Source organism: Croceibacterium segetis, from assembly GCF_011320115.1.
GTDB lineage: Bacteria > Pseudomonadota > Alphaproteobacteria > Sphingomonadales > Sphingomonadaceae > Croceibacterium_B > Croceibacterium_B segetis.
Map to the genome: position 1 here is coordinate 60,328 of NZ_JAANOZ010000006.1, position 16,231 is coordinate 76,558.

The window sequence follows — 16,231 nt, forward strand, 5'->3', positions numbered from 1 at the left end:
CCCCTGCACCCGGTTTCAGTTGCAATCAAGTAGGCCTCAGCCCTCGATCCACTCGTACCGGAAGGCATCCCCGTCGCGTTTGACGTGGCCCGCGCTGGTGCGGCGAAAGTGCGCGGGAAAGCACAGGAGCTCCTCGTCGGCGGCGCGCTGCATCGTCCGCACCCGGGTGGCGCTGGCCATCGCCCCGTCCATGTCGAAGGCAAACTTCAGGTCGTGGCGGATCAGCTGCACCGGGTGGTGGATCACGTCGCCCCAGAATAGCGCCGGCGGGCCATCGGCTTCGGCGGTGATCGTGCAGCAGCCGGGCGAATGGCCGAACGCGGGTTCGAGCCAGACGCCGTCGTGGATCTCGCGGTGGGCGACGTGGTTCTCGTCGACCAGCTCGGCCTGACCCGCTTCCATCACCGGCACGATGGAATCGAGGAGCGCCTCGTGGTGCAGCTCCTCGCCCTCGGGGTTGGCCTGGAAGTAGTCGAAGTCGCGCTTGCCGAAGAGATACTTCGCGTTGGCGAACGTCGGCAGCCATTTGCCGTTGTCGAGCCGGGTGTTCCAGCCGACATGGTCGAAGTGCAGGTGGGTGCACATCACCAGGTCGATGTCCTCCGGCGCGAAGCCCGCGCGCCGCAGGTTGCCGAGGTAATCGGTGTCGAGCTGGCTCACCTCGGGCAGCGAGCGGTTCTTGTGATTGCCGCAGCACGTGTCGATCAGGATCCGCCGCCCGTCGAGCTCGATCACCCAGCTGTGGACCGAGAAGGTCATGAAGCTGGTCTCGGGATCGGGATTGACCTCGTCGGGCTGGTCGTACCATTCGAGCAGGCGGCGCATGTCGGCCTCGGTGGTGCCCGGCAGCTGGCTCAGCAGCGGTACGGGCGAATCCATCTCGTGCACCTTGTGAATGCGCATGCGCCCGAGCTCGATCGGCTTCATTGCTCTCTCCCGCCGGCTCGGCTAGCCGGTCGCGCGCATCTTGGGAGAAACGATGAGACAGGGCAACGGCATCGTGGACCAGCAGGTCCATGCGAGCGGAACGGTGGCCGACGCGATCGCGGCCGTGCTCAAGCGCGAAGGCGTGACGATGGTCTTCGGTTATCCGCGCAACCAGATCCTCGAAGCCGCCGCGCGGATCGACATCCGCACGGTGATCGTGCGGCAGGAACGCACCGGCGTGCACATGGCCGATGCCGTCAGCCGGATGAGCAAGGGCGGCGACATGGGCGTGTTCGTGATGCAGCACGGCCCCGGCGCGGAAAACGCCATGGGCGGCGTGGCGCAGGCCTTCGCAGAGAGCGTGCCGGTGCTGGTCATGCCGCAAGGCTACGCGCTCAGCCAGATGTACGTGCCCTACAACTTCAACTCGGTGCGCTCGATGGCCACTTACGCCAAGCACGCCGAGCCGCTGACCAGCGGCGACCAGGTGGTGCCGGTGCTGCGCCGCGCTTTCGCGATGCTGCGCAACGGCCGCCCGCAGCCGGTGGTGCTCGAGCTGCCTTACGACGTGCTCGGCCAGCCCTACGAAGGCGCCTTCGACTATATCCCCGGCAAGGTCGTCCGCTCGCAGCCGGCGCAGGACGAGATCGAGGCGGCGGCCGAGCTGCTGATCGCCGCCGAAGACCCGGCGATCTACGCCGGACAGGGCATCCACTGGTCCGAAGCCTACGACGAGCTGCGCGCGCTCGCCGAGCACCTGGCGATCCCGGTGATGACCAGCCTTCCGGGCAAGAGCGCGTTCGACGAGACCCACCCGCTGGCGCTCGGTTCGGGCGGCAACGGGATCAACGCCTGCGTGCGCAAGTGGCTCGACGAGTGCGACCTGCTGTTCGGCGTCGGCTGCAGCTTCACCGCAACCTCGTTCGGGCTCGCCATCCCGCCGGGCAAGCGGGTGATCCACGCGACGCTCGACCCGCTCGACATCGACAAGTCGGTGCCGAGCGAGCTGGCGCTGGCCGGCGATGCCAAGCTGACGCTGGCGGCGCTGCTGGATGCGGTGAAGCGGCGGGTGCCGCAGGCGCGCGATTCCTCGAAAGTGGCGCAGGCGATCAAGGACACCGAGCGCGAATGGCTGGCGAAGTGGGAAGCCAAGCGCTCGTCCGACGCCGCGCCGCTCTCGCCCTACCGGGTGCTGCGCGACCTCTACGACACCCTCGATGTGCCGAACACCATCGTCACCCACGACGCCGGATCCCCGCGCGACCAGCTGGTCCCGTTCTGGAAGTGCGTCAGCCCGCACAGCTACATCGGCTGGGGCAAGTCGACCCAGCTCGGCTACGGCCTCGGCCTGGCGATGGGCGCGAAGCTCGCCTGCCCGGACAAGCTGTGCATCAACGTCTGGGGCGACGCGGCGATCGGCTTTACCGGCACCGACCTCGAGACCGCGGCGCGCGACCGGATCCCGATCCTCTCGATCCTGCTCAACAACGAGGCGATGGCGATCGAGCTGCCGATCATGCCGGTGGCGACCGAGAAATACCGCGCGACCGACATCACCGGCGACTACGCCGCGTTCGCGCGCTCGCTCGGCTGCCACGGCGAACGGGTGACCGAGGCGAGCGAGATCGTGCCGGCCATCAAGCGCGCGCTGGCGGCGATCGAAGCGGGCCAGCCGGCGCTGGTCGAGTTCATCACCGAGAAGGAAACCGAGATCTCGCGCGGCTGATGGGCCTCAGCCGAGGCACCAGTTGCCGCGGTAGCCTTTCCACGCCTCGGCCAGCCCTTCGCGCACCAGCGCCGCGCTCGCGCAGCCGGGATGGCTCACCTCGGGCGCGTTGATGTCGGCGATGCGGATCTTCTGGCCCCGGTACCAGAAGGTGTCGCCGTCGACGACGCAAGTCACCCGCCCGGGGCCCGAGCAGAGCCCGAAGCGTGCTGTTTCGCGGTCGGCGGACGCAGCGGAGACGGCTGAAGGCGGAGCCAGGCAGAGCAGCGCTGCCAGCCCCGCGACTGCAATTGAGAAGGATCGCCGAGCCACTGCGCCATCGTGCGCCGCTCGGGCCCGGCGAACGATTCAGGACCAGCCCCTAAGGGTCATTGCGCACACGAAGAGGGCGGCGGTTTCCCGCCGCCCTCCAGCGTGACCCGGCTGAGCTTAGTCGCTGTGCTTCTTGTGCTTCTTGTGCTTGGTGTCGGTGGTCGTCTGGGCATCGGCATCGGCCGTGCCGGCTCCGGTCGCGGCGCCCGCATCCGTGGTGGTGTCGGTCTTGGTCTGGCCGGGGGCGTTGCCGAGCGCGTCGACCGCCTTGGCCGTGGCATCCGGAACTGTGGTCTGGGCCTGGTCGCTGGCCTGCGGCGAGGTCGACTGCACGCGATCGGTCACGTCCGGCAAGTTGTTGCCGACGCCGTTCGCGCTGCCGTGCGCGGTCACGTCAGCGCCTGCTCCCGCCGCTGAGGGGACATTCGCTCCGGCGTTGGCGTTGGCATGCGCGTCTTGCGCCTGGGCGGCGCTTCCGGCGCCGAGCGCCAGCGCAAAGGGCAGTGCGAGAGTGGTGAAAGTCTTCATGTCGTTGTCTCCAAGGTTGACCCCCCGTTGGAACGACAGAGACTAATCGCCCGGCAAATGGCTCCCGCGGATGCGACCGAACGCGCCGTCCTTCGGGCGACCGGAGCCTTGCGGCCGGAACACCGTGCGGGGCGCGGGTCTCACCACCTCGGGGGAGCCGGTCGCCGACCTCGCGCGTTGTCTGGATATGCCTTCGACCGTCATCCGGCGTTTCGATTACGATCCGCGAGCGCAAGCGCTCGACGTCGAATTCGTCAGCGGGCGGCGTTATCGCTACGTCGGCGTGCCCGAAGACGTGGCGGCGGCGTTCCGCGAGGCATTTTCCAAAGGCCGGTTCTTCAACGCCCGCATCCGCGATCTCTTTCAATGCGAGGAATTGGCGCTTGAGGCGGCCGAGGACGCGTGGGACCTCTAAGGATACGGGACCTTAACCCGTAGGGGCCTACGGAAGATTCCATGTTCAGGAAGTATCAGGCCGTCTTCACCAGCCGCTGGAAGGCCGCGATATGGGCGGCCGGGGTGTGCCTGACCGCCTATTGCACGGTGCCGAGCCAGGACCAGAGCGAGGCGCGACAGGCCAAGCTGCAGCCCAAGCACGCCAGCCCGTGGGCTATTCAGAAGCAGTAAGAGCGACGCTCAGCCGCGCCGGTCGCTGCCGGCGCGCCGATCGGCGACACGGCGGTCGCTGCCGGTGATCGGCAGATCGGTCTTGCGTCGTTCGCCGGTACGGCGACTCTCGAGACGCCGCTCGGGGCTCTTCGTGATGCTGTTCATGGCTGTGTCTCCCTCCCGGCCGCGCAGTCTAGCCGCTGTCCCTTCCCAGACGGTTAATTCCGGAGCGGGCTTTTCTTAACCATAAACGAAGGGGCGGCAGTCGCCTGCCGCCCCTTGCGATCCTGAATGCCGGCCTGAGGGGGGAGGGATCGGAGGTCCGGCCGGCACGCAGGGTTATTGCAGCGTCGCCTCGCACGACCCGCGGCGGCGCCGTTGGCTCCCCGGTTTGCGACGGACGGCGCAGCGGCCGCGACAAGCCGAGCCGGCACGGCGCAGGCTAGGAATCGCGGGGTCGAGCGGCTACAGCGCGCGCGATCCAGTGACGGGAGCGCGGCGGTGAGCCTGAGTGAGGACAAGCAGATGCTCGCCAAGGCGGAGACGCTGATCGAGGCGCTCCCCTATTTCCAGCGCTACGCCGGTTGCACGTTCGTGGTGAAATACGGCGGCCACGCGATGGGCGATCCCGAGGCGGCAAAGGACTTCGCGCAGGACATCGTGCTGCTCAAGGCGGTCGGCATCAACCCGGTGGTGGTCCACGGCGGCGGCCCGCAGATCGGCGCGATGCTCAAGAAGCTCGGCGTCGAGAGCACCTTCGTCGACGGCCTGAGGGTCACCGACAAGGCGACCGCCGAGATCGCCGAGATGGTCCTTTCGGGGGCGATCAACAAGGAACTGGTCGGCTGGATCGCCGCTGCCGGCGGCAAGGCGCTCGGCATTTCGGGCAAGGACGGCGGCCTCGTCACCGCGCGCAAGGTCACCCGCACCACGAAGGATCCCGACAGCAATATCGAACAGGCGATCGACCTCGGCTTCGTCGGCGAACCGGCGCGGATCGACACCACGATCCTCGAAACCGCCAACAAGGCCGGTATCATCCCCATCGTCGCGCCCATTGCCGCGGGCGAGGACGGCCACACCTACAACATCAACGCCGATACGATGGCGGGGGCGATTGCCGCGGCCATCGGCGCGGCGCGGCTGTTCCTGCTGACCGACGTCACCGGCGTGCTCGACAAGCAGGGCAAGCTGCTGACCGACCTCACTCCGGCCGATATCGCGAAACTGAAAGCCGACGGAACCGTTGCCGGGGGTATGATCCCCAAACTCGATACGTGCGTCCAGGCCGTCGAAGCCGGCTGCGAAGCGGCGGTGGTGCTCGATGGCCGCGTCGGCCATGCGATGCTGCTCGAATTCTTCACCAGCCGCGGCGCAGGCACGCTGATCCGCAAGGGCGAGTGATGCGCGGAGGCGCGCTGTTCGCGCTGCTGGCGCTGGCGGGGTGCGGCTCGCCCGAACAACCCACCGCGCCGCAAGCGAGCGAGACGGCGACGCCGGAAGCGTCGGCCGCACCCATCGCTCCGCCAACGCTCACGCCAATCCCGCAACCGACGGAGGACCTCTCGGTGCTCGAGAGCCGCGATTGCCGAACCGTCGCGCAGGCCTATGTCGATGCCGTGGCACGCGCAGACTTCGCATTCGCCGCGCGGGTATGGAGCGATCCGGTGATCGACGACGCGCGGCTGGGGGCGCTCTTTGCCGGCTACAAGCAGCCGGCGATCGCGATTTCCGGCATCGGAGAGGAAGGCGCCGCGGGCTCGCTCTACTGCACCGTGAGCGGCACGCTGTCGGATGCCGGCGACAAGGCGAAGCCGGCTACCAAGGGCGAGATGGTCCTGAAACGCGTCAACGACGTGCCCGGCGCCACCCCCGAGCAGCTGCGCTGGACCCTCCGCTCGAGCACCTTCGTCGAAAACATGCAGCGCACAGGATAACACGCCAGCTTGATAGCCCCGGCCCTCGTCGGCTAGGCAGGGTTGGTACGGGAGGATTTTCGATTGAGCGCACTGATCCAGATCATCGGCCTGATCATGAACGTCATCGTCATGCTGGTGATCGTGCAGTTCGTCATCGGGCTGCTGTTCTCGTTCAACGTTGTCAATTCGAGCAACCAGTTCATGGTCCAGGTCTACCGCTCGATCAACGCGTTGCTCGAGCCGGTGCTGGGGCCGATCCGGCGGATCATGCCCGACACCGGGGCGATCGATTTCTCGCCGCTGGTGCTGATCGTGCTCCTGCAGATCCTGCTGATCATCCTCAGCAGCGTGCCTTATTGATGCGCGGCGAATGACCGCACGGGTCATCGACGGGAAGGCCTTTGCGGCCCGCCTGCGTGACCGAATCGCCGACCATGCCCACGCTTTCGAGGAACGGGCCGGCCGCAAGGCCGGGCTCGCGGTGGTGCTGGTGGGGGAGGACCCGGCGAGCGAGGTCTATGTTCGCTCCAAGGCCAGGGCGACCGTCGAGGCCGGCATGGCGAGCTTCGAGTTCAAGCTGCCCGCCGATGCGGCCGAGGCGGAACTGCTCGATCGCATCGCCAAACTCAACGCCGATCCCGCGGTCGACGGCATCCTCGTCCAGCTGCCGCTGCCGCGGCACATGAACGAGGACAAGGTGATCGCGGCGATCGACCCCAACAAGGATGTCGACGGCTTCCACGTGGTCAATGCCGGGCGCCTGGCGGTCGGGCAGCACGGCTTCGTGCCGTGCACGCCGCTCGGTTGCCTGATGCTGCTCAAGGACCAGCTCGGCAGCCTCGAGGGGCTCGACGCGGTGGTGATCGGCCGTTCGAACATCGTCGGCAAGCCGATGGCCGCGCTGCTCACCCGTGAGAACGCCACGGTGACGCTGGCCCACAGCCGGACGAAAGACCTGCCCGACGTCGTCCGCCGAGCCGATATCGTCGTCGCCGCCGTCGGCAGGCCCGGCATGGTCAGGGGCAGCTGGATAAAGCCCGGCGCCATCGTGCTCGATGTCGGCATCAACCGGGTCGAAGGCGAAGGCGGCAAGACCCGGCTGGTCGGCGACGTGGCCTACGATGAAGCCAAGGAAGTCGCCGGCGCGATCACCCCGGTGCCGGGCGGAGTCGGGCCGATGACGATCGCGGTGCTCCTTCGCAACACCGTGGTTTCGGCTTACCGCCGCGAGGGCCTGGACCTGCCGAAGGACGCGATATGAAGTTCATCCACGCCTTGACGCTGATCGCCGCGCTGGCAGCTTGCGCGGGCCCGATCGAGGCGCGCCGGGATCGCTTGGGGCCGACGGCCAATCCCAGCGCCGTCGTCGCGGCCGAGCTCGCGTTCGCCCGCGCGGCGCAGGAGAAGGGCCAATGGGCGGCGTTCCGCCAGTTCGCCGCCGACGGCGCGGTGATGTTCACGCCGCAGCCCACCCAGGCGAAAACCTGGCTCAAGGGCCGCGCCGAACCGTCGGTGGCGGTCAAGTGGCAACCCTATGAGGTGTGGATGAGCTGCGACGGCTCGCTGGCGGTGACCAAGGGCGCCTGGCAGCGGCCTAACGGCGTCGGCTATTTTACCACCGTATGGCAGAGGCAGAAGAACGGCGATTACAAGTGGGTGCTCGACCAGGGGGACGCCCTCGCCCAGCCGCTGCCCGAGCCGGAAATGATCGCCGGACAGGTCGCCGATTGCTCGAGGGCCTCGCCACCGGACATTCCCCCTGCGGCGGGGCGTACGGTCGGCTGGTCGAACGACAAGACGTTGCAGTGGATCGTCGAGGTCAAGCCGGACAACTCGCGCAGCTTCAAGGTCCATCGCTGGACCGGCAGCGGCTACGAGGAAGTGCTTCGCAGCGAAGTCGCCGCCGAGTAGCGATGCTCCACCAGTTCATCTCCGCCTTCATCACCCTGTTCGTCGTGCTCGATCCGCCGGGCTGCGCGCCGATCTACGCCGGCCTGACCGCCGGGGCGAGCGCGGCGCAGCGACGGGCGATGGCGGTCCGCGCCTGTTTTATCGCCGGCGTGATCCTGCTGGTGTTCGCGCTGTTCGGCGAGGACCTGCTCGGCGCGCTGCACATCGAACTCGACAGCTTTCGCATCGCCGGGGGACTCATGCTGTTCCTGATCGCGCTCGACATGGTGTTCGAGAAGCGCACCCAGCGCCGCGAGCAGCGCGCCGAGAAGGTCATGGCGACGCCCGAGGTCGAGGACGTCTCGGTGTTCCCGATGGCGATGCCGATGCTCGCCGGCCCGGGCGCGATCGCGTCGGTGATGCTGCTCGAGGGCGGTGCGAACGGGCTGCAAGGCTCGCTGGTGGTGCTCGCCGCACTGCTGGTGGTCCTGGTGCTGACGCTGCTCGCCCTGCTCGCCGCGGGGCCGCTCATGAAGCTCGTCGGCGCGCGGGTCGAGGCGGTGGTCACGCGGCTGCTCGGCGTGCTGCTGGCGGCCCTCGCGGCGCAGTACGTCATCGACGGGTTGCGCGGCAGCTTCAACGTCTGACTACTGCAGCGTCACCCGCCCTTCGTCGGGGTCGCTATGCCCGAAGAATTGCATGAGCTGAACGAGCAGCTCGCAGCGCGCAGCGATGTTCGGGGCCTCGAGCAGCGCCTGCTTGGCGGCGGCATCGAACGGGGCGATCTGACACACGCCGTTGATCAGCGACTGGTCGTCGAGATGCGACACCGCGTCCCAGTCGACGGCATAGCCGTGGCGATCGGCAAACTCGCGCGCTTCTTGCTCGAAGCCGGCGCGTTCGACCGCGCTGAGGGATTCGACCTCGGGATCGGCGATCAATTCACCCTCGACCTGGCGGAACGGCGTCGTCACCTCGAGCTCGCGCAGCACACGGAAGCGCGATTCGCCTTCGAGGACGATGTTGTAGCGCCCGTCATCGAGCGCCTCCACTTCGCCGATCCGGCCGACGCAGCCGATCTCGAACAGCGGCGCGTCCTCGTTCGCCGCCTGCGGCTGGATCATGGCGATCCTGCGGTCCTTGGCGAGCGCGCTGCCGACGAGCGCACGGTAGCGCGGCTCAAAAATGTGCAGCGGCAGTTGCAGCCCCGGGAACAGGATCGCTCCGCCGAGCGGAAAGATCGACAGGCGGACGGGCTCGGCCACGCCCTCAGCCGAACAGCAGCAGCGAGAGCCGCCGCCGCTGCGCCGCGACCCATGGGTCCTCGAGCCCGACTGCCTCGAAGATCTGCAGCAGCTTGGCCTTGGCCGCGCCGTCGTTCCACTCGGGCGCGGTTTCGACCAGCTTGAGCAGCGTGTCCGCGGCCTCGTCGCGCGCCCCGGCGGCGAACGCGGCCTGGGCGAAATCGAACTGCGCCTGCTCGTCGGTCGGGCGTTCGGCGGCGGCCTTGCGCAAGTCCGCCAGCTCGCCTTCGTCGACGCCGCTTTCGGCGAGCTCGAGCAATGTACCGGCCTGCGCGACCACCGGATCGTTCCTGAGCTCCTCGGGCAGGGCCTCGAACGCCGTCCGCGCCTCGTCGGAGCGGCCGGCCGCGATCAGCGCGCGCACGAGACCCGATTGCACCCTCACATCCTCGGGCGCGATCTCGGCGATTTGCTGGAAGATCGACGCCGCGCGCTCGCCGTCGCCCTCGGCCAGCACTTGCTCGCCCATTGCGACAAGGGCCCCGATGTCTTCCTGCGGATCACCGGCCGCGCCGCCCTGGACCGGCAGCTGCGCGAGCAACTTGTCGAGCACTTCCTTCAATTGCGATTCGGTCCGCGCGTTGGTCAGGTCGGCGATCGGCTGGCCCTGGAAGATCGCATAGACGGTCGGAATCGAGCGCACCTGGAACTGCGCGGCGATGAACGGTTCCTCGTCGACGTTGAGCTTGGCCAGCAGCACGCCCTTGTCGGCGTATTCGGCGGCGACTTTCTCCAGCGTCGGCCCGAGCGCCTTGCACGGGCCGCACCATTCGGCCCAGAAGTCGAGGATCACCAGCTTGTCGCGCGACGGGGCGACGACGGCCTGCTGGAAGCGTTCGACCGCCTTCTGTTCGTCGAGATTGAGGCCTAGGGTCGCCAAGAGATGCTCCTGTTGCTGGAAGGCGCCTATGTGGGCCTTCGCCGCCCAATGTGAAGCCCGCAGCGGCTGCCTGCAAGCGCTTGGGCAAACCCCGGGAAAATCCTCTTGCCGGGCCGCGGGGCGGCTGCTAACCGCCCGCCTCTCCACCGGCGCCAGCACGCGCCGGAACGCCGTGAGCGGGCGTAGCTCAGGGGTAGAGCACAACCTTGCCAAGGTTGGGGTCGAGGGTTCGAATCCCTTCGCCCGCTCCATCGTTTCCACTTAACATCGTTATCTCGACTTCGCCCTCTCGGCGCGATAGCTCTCGCGCCGAAAGGGAGCACGCATGGGGATTCTCGAAGGCCAGGTGGCGGTCGTCACCGGCGCGGGCCGCGGGTTCGGCCGCGCGATCGCCGAGCGGCTCGCGGCGGAGGGCGCCAACGTCGCGCTGCTGTCGCGTTCGCTGGTCCAGCTCGACGATGTCGCCGACGCGATCCGCGCGACCGGCGGCAAGGCGATCGGGGTGCGCTGCGACGTCACCGACCCCCATTCGATCGCGCACGCGATCGACAAGGTCGAGGAGCTGCTCGGACCGGTCGACCTCCTGGTCAACAACGCCGGCGTTCCGGGACCGTTCGGGCCGATCTGGGAAGTCGACCCCGACGAATGGTGGAAGGCCCAGGCGGTGCACATCCGCGCGCCGATGCTGTTCCTTGCCCGTGTGCTGCCGGGAATGATCGAGCGCGGGCGCGGCCATGTCATCTGCGTCTCGGCCATCGCCAGCCGGATGGTCGCGCCGAACCTTTCCGCCTATTGCACCGGCAAGATCGCCCAGAACCGCATCGTCGCCGAAGCCGCGGCGGAGGCCGCCGGCACCGGCGTGGCGGTGTTCGCGATCGATCCCGGCTTCGTGTTCACCGAGCTCGCCCGGCAGACGATGGAAAGCGCCGACGCGCAGAAATATCTCGGCGGCATGGTCGAACGGTTGCGCAAGGCCGAGAGCGATCCGGCGGCGCAAGACGACCTCGCCCGCTGCGCCCAGCGCGTGCTCGACCTCGCCTCGGGCAAGTACGACGCGCTCTCCGGCGGCTACTACGAGCTGCCGGACGATCTCGATGCGGAGCTGGCAAAAGCCGGCTGACCCTCAGGTTCGCGCCCCAAACAGCGCCGTGCCCACGCGCACGTGCGTCGCACCGAGCATGATCGCGGTCTCGAAATCGCCGCTCATGCCCATGCTGCGGCCGGCGAGGCCGTGGTCGCCGGCGAGCTTGTCGAGCAGGGCGAAGAACGGCGCCGGCTCGATGCCGAGCGGGGGGACGCACATCAGGCCGACGAGGGGAATTTGCGCGTCGCGCGCCTGGGCGAGCAACGCGGCCAGATCGCCGATCGCGCAACCGCCCTTCTGCGGCTCCTCGCCGATATCGACCTGGACGAAGCACGGCACGCGGCGCCCGGTCTTGTCCATCGCCCTGGCGAGCGCGGCGACCAGGCTCGGCCGGTCGAGCGAGTGGATGCAGTCGAACAGCGCTACCGCGTCCTCGGCCTTGTTCGATTGCAGTGTTCCGACGAGATGCAGCCCGACTTCCGGCCAGCGCTCGCGCAGCGTGGGCCATTTGCCTTGCGCTTCCTGCACCCGGTTCTCGCCGAACACGCGCTGGCCAGCCTGGAGCAGGGGTTCGATCGCTTCGGCGGGATGGGTCTTGCTGACCGCCACCAGCGTGACTTCGTCGACCTCGCGGCCCGCGACCGTGCAGGCATGAGCGATACGCTCGCGAACCTCATCGAGCCGGGTGGCTGCGCTTTCCATGGGCCGGCGCTATAGCGCAGCAATGCCGGCGCGCCAGACCTTCCCCCACCTGTGGCTGCTGTCCGACGAGCGCAACGATGCGGCGCTCGAAGGCGCGCTGCGGCGGCTGCCGCGCGGCTCGGGCTTCATCTACCGGCATTACCACTTGCCGGATGGCGAGCGGGCCGGGCGCTGGTTCGACCTTGCGCGCATCGCCCGCGCCCGCGGCCATGTCATGATCCTCGCCGACAGCTCGCTCACCGCGCGCGAATGGGGCGCCGACGGGATCTACGGCGCCCCGCGCGCGCTCTACCCGACGGCCAGCAACCTTCTGACCCTCGCCACCGCCCACAACCTCACGGACATCGGCCTTGCCAACCGCCTGCGCGCCGACGCGGTGCTGCTTTCGCCCGCATTTCCGACCCGCTCGCACCCGAACGCCCCCGCGCTCGGCCCACTGCGCTTCCGATTGCTCGCCGCCCATGCGCAAATGCCGGTCATCGCCCTCGGCGGTATGAACCCGCAAACCGCCCGCCGTCTCGACTGGCCGCGGTGGGCGGCGATCGACGGGCTGTCCGGATAATCCGACCGAAACAAAAGGTGATTCTTGACGCCGAGTCCGCCGGGGGCGACAATGGCGCGCGAAGGGATCACCGATGGCGACACGGGCACCGAGGGCAGAGCCGGCCGACTGGCGCGCGGCGTTTCGCCGTTCGGCGGCGCGCGCGTTGCAGCTCACCGGCGCGGTCATGCTCTATTTCGCCTGCGGATTCCTGTTCCTCGCGCTGGTTTCCTATCACCAGACCGACCCTTCGTTCTCGACCGCCGCGAGCGGGCCGCCGCTCAACTGGATGGGCTACCCGGGCGCGTGGGCGGCCGACATGGCGCTGCTCGGCTTCGGCGTCGGCGCGCTGCTGCTGCTGCCGCTGCTCTATGCCTTCGCGCGCAAGCTGTGGCGCGACGCCGAGGACGAGGAGACGCCGCACGGGCGCCGCTGGTGGCGCACGGTGGCGATGTTGCTGCTCGGCACGGCGCTGCTGTGCACGGTGCTAGGTCTCCTGTTCGACGCGCAAGGGGGCAGCTTGCCGGCGAGCTTCGGCGGCCTCGCCGGGCTGCTCGGTGCCAAGGCGATCACCGCGTTCGCGCACCGTTTGCCTGAAGCCGCCCAAGCGTGGACGATCGGCGGCCTCGGCCTGGTTTGCCTGGCGGGCGGCGCGGCACTGGTCGGGCGGGTGTTCGCGTTCGACTGGGCACAGCTCCTGACCCTGCCGCAAGCCCTTCGCCGCCTGCCTGCGCTGCCGCGGCAGGAAAACCCGTTCAAGCCCGCCCGCGAAAAGCGCGTGCGTGAGCCGCGGCCGGAGCCCGAGGTCGAGCTGGCCAACCGCAAGCCGCCCGAGATCACCGACCCGACGCGTCCACCTGCGCCCGCCAAGCTCACCGGCAAAGCCAAGCAGAAGGACCTGTTCGAGACCTATCAGTTGCCGAGCCTCGACCTGCTGGCCGACGTGCCGGTCGACAAGGGGCCCAAGCTCGACAAGCTCGCCCTCGAGCGCAACGCTCGCCTGCTCGAGACGGTGCTGGACGATTTTAACGTCAAAGGCGAGATCACCGCGGTGCGCACCGGCCCGGTGGTGACGATGTACGAGCTTGAGCCCGCGCCGGGCATCAAGGCCAGCCGGGTGATCGGCCTCGCCGAAGACATCGCCCGCAACATGAGCGCGATCAGCGCGCGCGTCTCTTCGATTCCGGGCAAGACGGTGATGGGCATCGAATTGCCCAACGCCCACCGCGTCACCGTCAGCTTCAAGGAGCTTGCCGCCAGCGAAGCGTTCCAGGACAGCAAGAGCACGCTGCCGATCATCCTCGGCAAGGATATCGCCGGCGAGCCGATCGTCGCCGACCTCGCGGCGATGCCGCACTTGCTCGTCGCCGGCACCACCGGCTCGGGCAAGTCGGTCGGCCTCAACGCCATCCTGCTCTCGCTGCTTTACCGCTTCACGCCCAACGAATGCCGGTTGATCCTCGTCGATCCCAAGATCCTCGAGCTCAAGAGCTACGACGACATCCCGCACCTGCTCTCGCCGGTGGTCACCGAGCCGCACAAGGCGGTCCGCGCGCTCAAGTGGGCGGTCGAGGAGATGGAGAAGCGCTACCGCATGATGAGCGATATCGGCGCGCGCAACATCGGCGGCTTCAACGAGCGCATCAAGGCGGCGATCGCCAAGGGCAAGCCCTTGGGCCGCCGGGTCCAGGCCGGGTTCGATCCCGAGAGCGGCGACGAGATCTACGAGGAAGAGCAGCTCGATTTCGAGCCGCTGCCGCAGATCGTCCTGATCGTCGACGAGCTGGCCGACCTGATGGTCACCGTCGGCAAGGAGATCGAGGTGCTGATCCAGCGCCTCAGCCAGAAGAGCCGCGCCGCCGGAATCCACCTGATCATGGCCACCCAGCGCCCCTCGGTCGACGTCATCACCGGGGTGATCAAGGCCAACCTGCCGACCCGCATCAGCTTCAACGTCACCAGCCGCATCGACAGCCGCACGATCCTCGGCGAGCAGGGCGCCGAGCAGCTGCTCGGCAAGGGCGACATGCTTTACAAGCCGAGCACCGGCGCGCTGGTCCGCGTCCACGGCCCGTTCGTCAGCGACGAGGAGGTCGAGCGCGTCGCCGAGCACTGGCGCGGCCAGGGCGCGCCCGACTACGTCGATTCGGTCACCGAGGAGCCCGAGGACGGCGGCTTCGGCTTCGACGACGAGTTCACCGCGAGCGACAACCCCGAGGAACGCAAGTACCGCCAGGCGATCCAGATCGTCATCGAGAACCAGAAGGCCAGCGGCTCGTGGCTCCAGCGCCAGATGGGCGTCGGCTACAACACCGCCGCCAAATGGATCGAGCGGATGGAGGAAGACGGGCTGGTCGGCCCGGCCAACCACGTCGGCCGGCGCGAGATCTACCGCGATCGCGACGGCAATCCGCTGTGATGGACACGGCGCCGCAGTTGGCGTTGAGCCTGCCCGTCGCGCTCCTGATGCTGGCTTCGGCAACGACTGCGAGCGCTGGCACGTGGAAAGATATGGGCACGACGGCGAGGCCCAGGACAATCCATCTGTACGAGGACGGCGTCAGCGTTGCCGTTGCCATGCCGAGCAAGTGGGACCTTGCTGACAGCGGGCCCACGAGCGCCGGGAAGGTAACGGTAAAGTTCGCTGGGATGCGTCCCTTCACCTTGCCCAACGGATTGCCCCGCGTTGCTCGAGACGGGCTCGGAGTTGGAATTGGCAAGCTGCGCCCAAGCGATGCGCGACCTACAGTCTTCATCGCAGGCTACACGGACGGCGCCCATTGCTGTCATACGGTGCAGATGGCCAGCGTCGTTCGAGGACGCGTAGTCGTGGACTCGTTGCCGCTGGCAGACGGCATAGCGATGACCGAGTTTCCAAAGGACATCGACGGGGACCGAGTCGCCGATATTCGTTGGATGGACGGGAGCCTGCTGTACGAGTTCGACGGTTATGCCGGCAGTTGGCACGTTCCGCGCTTCTATAACGTGCGCCACGGCCATCCGGTCGATGTTTCGCGTAAGCCTGGCTTTGCGAGAATCTACCGCAATTTTACGGATAAGGCACTCAGGTCCTGCCGCCACCCGCAAGATAACCCGATCCCCAACGGGGCATGCGCCGCCTATGCCTACGGCATGGCCATCCTCGGCAAGCCGGAGCAAGGCATCCGCACCGCCGTCGCCCTGGCGAAGCCGTCGGACTGGCTGCCGGAGGACTGCTCGGTCGAATACGACAAGAACGACAATTGCCCCAAGGGCAAGGAAATCACGTTCGGCAGCTTCGAGCCCTCATTGCGGTACCTGATGCGCAAGAACGGCTATCTCGGTCGCGGGCGGCTCGGCACCCCTCGCGGGCGCGCCGGGAATCCGTTGTGACCTTCCCGCCGGCCGTGCCAGAGATCCCGGTCGCCGAGCTCGGATCGGCGCTGGCTTATTATCGCGACTGCCTCGGCTTCGTCGTCGATTGGGGAGACGATGGGCTGGGCCTTGCGGGCTTGTCGCAAGGGGAGAGCCGAGTCTTCATGAGTTCGGCCGCTTACCGCGCCACCAACGGCCACGCCGATTCCGGGCCGGTCGTGGTGTGGCTCAACCTTTCGAGCCGCGCCGAAGTCGACGGCCTTCACGCGCGCTGGTCCGCCGCCGGCGCGACGATCGACGCACCGCCCGAAGCCAAGCCGTGGAAGCTTCACGAGTTCTCCGCCCGCGACCTCGACGGCAACGTGCTTCGCGTGTTTTACGACTTCGGCTCGGAAGAGCGCGAGGCCGCGAGCAAGACATAGTTGGCGGGACCCAACAGGGCACCCTGCGCATTC

21 protein-coding genes and 1 tRNA gene are annotated in these 16,231 nt (G+C 68.0%); 15 read left to right on the top strand and 7 right to left on the bottom strand.

All coding sequences use genetic code 11. The features are described from left to right. Positions 1-36 precede the first annotated feature (36 nt). Positions 37-927: an MBL fold metallo-hydrolase gene (locus G7B69_RS08645; RefSeq protein ID WP_166178249.1), complete on the bottom strand. Its 891-nt coding sequence runs from the start codon at positions 925-927 to the stop codon at positions 37-39. A gap of 52 nt (positions 928-979) precedes the next feature. On the opposite strand from G7B69_RS08645, the gene G7B69_RS08650 reads away from it, so the two are divergent. Next, positions 980-2,653, top strand: a complete 1,674-nt coding sequence (locus G7B69_RS08650) for a thiamine pyrophosphate-requiring protein (protein ID WP_166178251.1) — start codon at positions 980-982, stop codon at positions 2,651-2,653. Positions 2,654-2,659: 6 nt separating this feature from the next. On the opposite strand, the gene G7B69_RS17045 is transcribed toward G7B69_RS08650, so the two are convergent. Then, on the bottom strand, positions 2,660-2,965 hold the full coding sequence (locus G7B69_RS17045; protein WP_166178253.1) for a hypothetical protein: 306 nt from the start codon (positions 2,963-2,965) through the stop codon (positions 2,660-2,662). 117 nt (positions 2,966-3,082) lie between these two features. Beyond that, positions 3,083-3,493 carry a hypothetical protein gene (locus tag G7B69_RS08660; RefSeq protein ID WP_166178255.1) on the bottom strand — a complete coding sequence of 137 codons (411 nt, stop codon included), beginning with the start codon at positions 3,491-3,493 and terminating at the stop codon, positions 3,083-3,085. A gap of 187 nt (positions 3,494-3,680) precedes the next feature. Between G7B69_RS08660 and G7B69_RS08665 the strand changes: the two genes are divergently transcribed. Next, a complete protein-coding gene (locus G7B69_RS08665; protein WP_166178257.1) occupies positions 3,681-3,908 on the top strand; it encodes a KTSC domain-containing protein in 228 nt (75 codons plus the stop codon). 41 nt (positions 3,909-3,949) lie between these two features. Then, entirely contained in the window at positions 3,950-4,120 is a 171-nt protein-coding gene (locus G7B69_RS08670; RefSeq protein ID WP_166178259.1) for a hypothetical protein, read from the top strand. 9 nt (positions 4,121-4,129) lie between these two features. On the opposite strand, the gene G7B69_RS08675 is transcribed toward G7B69_RS08670, so the two are convergent. After that, positions 4,130-4,267, bottom strand: coding sequence for a hypothetical protein (locus G7B69_RS08675; RefSeq protein WP_166178261.1), 138 nt, complete (start codon positions 4,265-4,267; stop codon positions 4,130-4,132). Between the two features lie 360 nt (positions 4,268-4,627). Here G7B69_RS08675 and argB point away from each other — a divergent pair, with 360 nt between their 5' ends. The 6 genes from argB (at position 4,628) to G7B69_RS08705 (ending at position 8,558) form a co-directional block, all read left to right on the top strand. Then, positions 4,628-5,506, top strand: a complete 879-nt coding sequence (argB, locus tag G7B69_RS08680; RefSeq protein ID WP_166178555.1) for an acetylglutamate kinase — start codon at positions 4,628-4,630, stop codon at positions 5,504-5,506. Then, positions 5,506-6,039, top strand: a complete 534-nt coding sequence (locus G7B69_RS08685) for a hypothetical protein (RefSeq protein WP_166178263.1) — start codon at positions 5,506-5,508, stop codon at positions 6,037-6,039. The genes argB and G7B69_RS08685 overlap by 1 nt, the downstream gene beginning before the upstream one ends. Positions 6,040-6,135: 96 nt before the next feature. Next, positions 6,136-6,381, top strand: coding sequence for a YggT family protein (locus G7B69_RS08690; RefSeq protein ID WP_166178557.1), 246 nt, complete (start codon positions 6,136-6,138; stop codon positions 6,379-6,381). Between the two features lie 10 nt (positions 6,382-6,391). After that, entirely contained in the window at positions 6,392-7,282 is an 891-nt protein-coding gene (gene folD / locus G7B69_RS08695; protein ID WP_166178265.1) for a bifunctional methylenetetrahydrofolate dehydrogenase/methenyltetrahydrofolate cyclohydrolase FolD, read from the top strand. Continuing rightward, on the top strand, positions 7,279-7,932 hold the full coding sequence (locus G7B69_RS08700; RefSeq protein ID WP_166178267.1) for a hypothetical protein: 654 nt from the start codon (positions 7,279-7,281) through the stop codon (positions 7,930-7,932). Before folD ends, G7B69_RS08700 begins: the two co-directional genes overlap by 4 nt. Before the next feature lie 2 nt (positions 7,933-7,934). Continuing rightward, entirely contained in the window at positions 7,935-8,558 is a 624-nt protein-coding gene (locus tag G7B69_RS08705; protein ID WP_166178269.1) for a MarC family protein, read from the top strand. Here the strand turns inward: G7B69_RS08705 and G7B69_RS08710 are convergent, their stop codons facing one another. Together G7B69_RS08710 and G7B69_RS08715 are read right to left on the bottom strand one after the other, a co-directional pair. After that, positions 8,559-9,176, bottom strand: coding sequence for an LON peptidase substrate-binding domain-containing protein (locus tag G7B69_RS08710; RefSeq protein ID WP_166178271.1), 618 nt, complete (start codon positions 9,174-9,176; stop codon positions 8,559-8,561). A gap of 4 nt (positions 9,177-9,180) precedes the next feature. Continuing rightward, on the bottom strand, positions 9,181-10,095 hold the full coding sequence (locus tag G7B69_RS08715; RefSeq protein WP_166178273.1) for a tetratricopeptide repeat protein: 915 nt from the start codon (positions 10,093-10,095) through the stop codon (positions 9,181-9,183). A 176-nt stretch (positions 10,096-10,271) separates the two neighbouring features. Between G7B69_RS08715 and G7B69_RS08720 the strand changes: the two genes are divergently transcribed. Together G7B69_RS08720 and G7B69_RS08725 are read left to right on the top strand one after the other, a co-directional pair. Continuing rightward, a tRNA-Gly gene (locus G7B69_RS08720) sits at positions 10,272-10,346 on the top strand. Between the two features lie 74 nt (positions 10,347-10,420). Beyond that, on the top strand, positions 10,421-11,215 hold the full coding sequence (locus G7B69_RS08725; RefSeq protein WP_166178275.1) for an SDR family NAD(P)-dependent oxidoreductase: 795 nt from the start codon (positions 10,421-10,423) through the stop codon (positions 11,213-11,215). A gap of 3 nt (positions 11,216-11,218) precedes the next feature. Here G7B69_RS08725 and G7B69_RS08730 read toward each other — a convergent pair whose 3' ends face one another. Then, complete coding sequence (locus G7B69_RS08730; protein ID WP_166178277.1) at positions 11,219-11,881, bottom strand: YggS family pyridoxal phosphate-dependent enzyme; 663 nt, start codon at positions 11,879-11,881, stop codon at positions 11,219-11,221. A gap of 22 nt (positions 11,882-11,903) precedes the next feature. On the opposite strand from G7B69_RS08730, the gene G7B69_RS08735 reads away from it, so the two are divergent. From G7B69_RS08735 to G7B69_RS16705, 4 genes are all read left to right on the top strand, one after another. After that, entirely contained in the window at positions 11,904-12,443 is a 540-nt protein-coding gene (locus G7B69_RS08735; protein WP_243415089.1) for a thiamine phosphate synthase, read from the top strand. Positions 12,444-12,516: 73 nt separating this feature from the next. Continuing rightward, entirely contained in the window at positions 12,517-14,841 is a 2,325-nt protein-coding gene (locus G7B69_RS08740) for a DNA translocase FtsK (RefSeq protein ID WP_166178281.1), read from the top strand. Beyond that, a complete protein-coding gene (locus tag G7B69_RS16700; protein ID WP_207785982.1) occupies positions 14,841-15,794 on the top strand; it encodes a hypothetical protein in 954 nt (317 codons plus the stop codon). Before G7B69_RS08740 ends, G7B69_RS16700 begins: the two co-directional genes overlap by 1 nt. Then, positions 15,791-16,198 carry a VOC family protein gene (locus G7B69_RS16705; protein WP_207785983.1) on the top strand — a complete coding sequence of 136 codons (408 nt, stop codon included), beginning with the start codon at positions 15,791-15,793 and terminating at the stop codon, positions 16,196-16,198. Before G7B69_RS16700 ends, G7B69_RS16705 begins: the two co-directional genes overlap by 4 nt. The last annotated feature ends 33 nt before the right edge of the window (positions 16,199-16,231 follow it).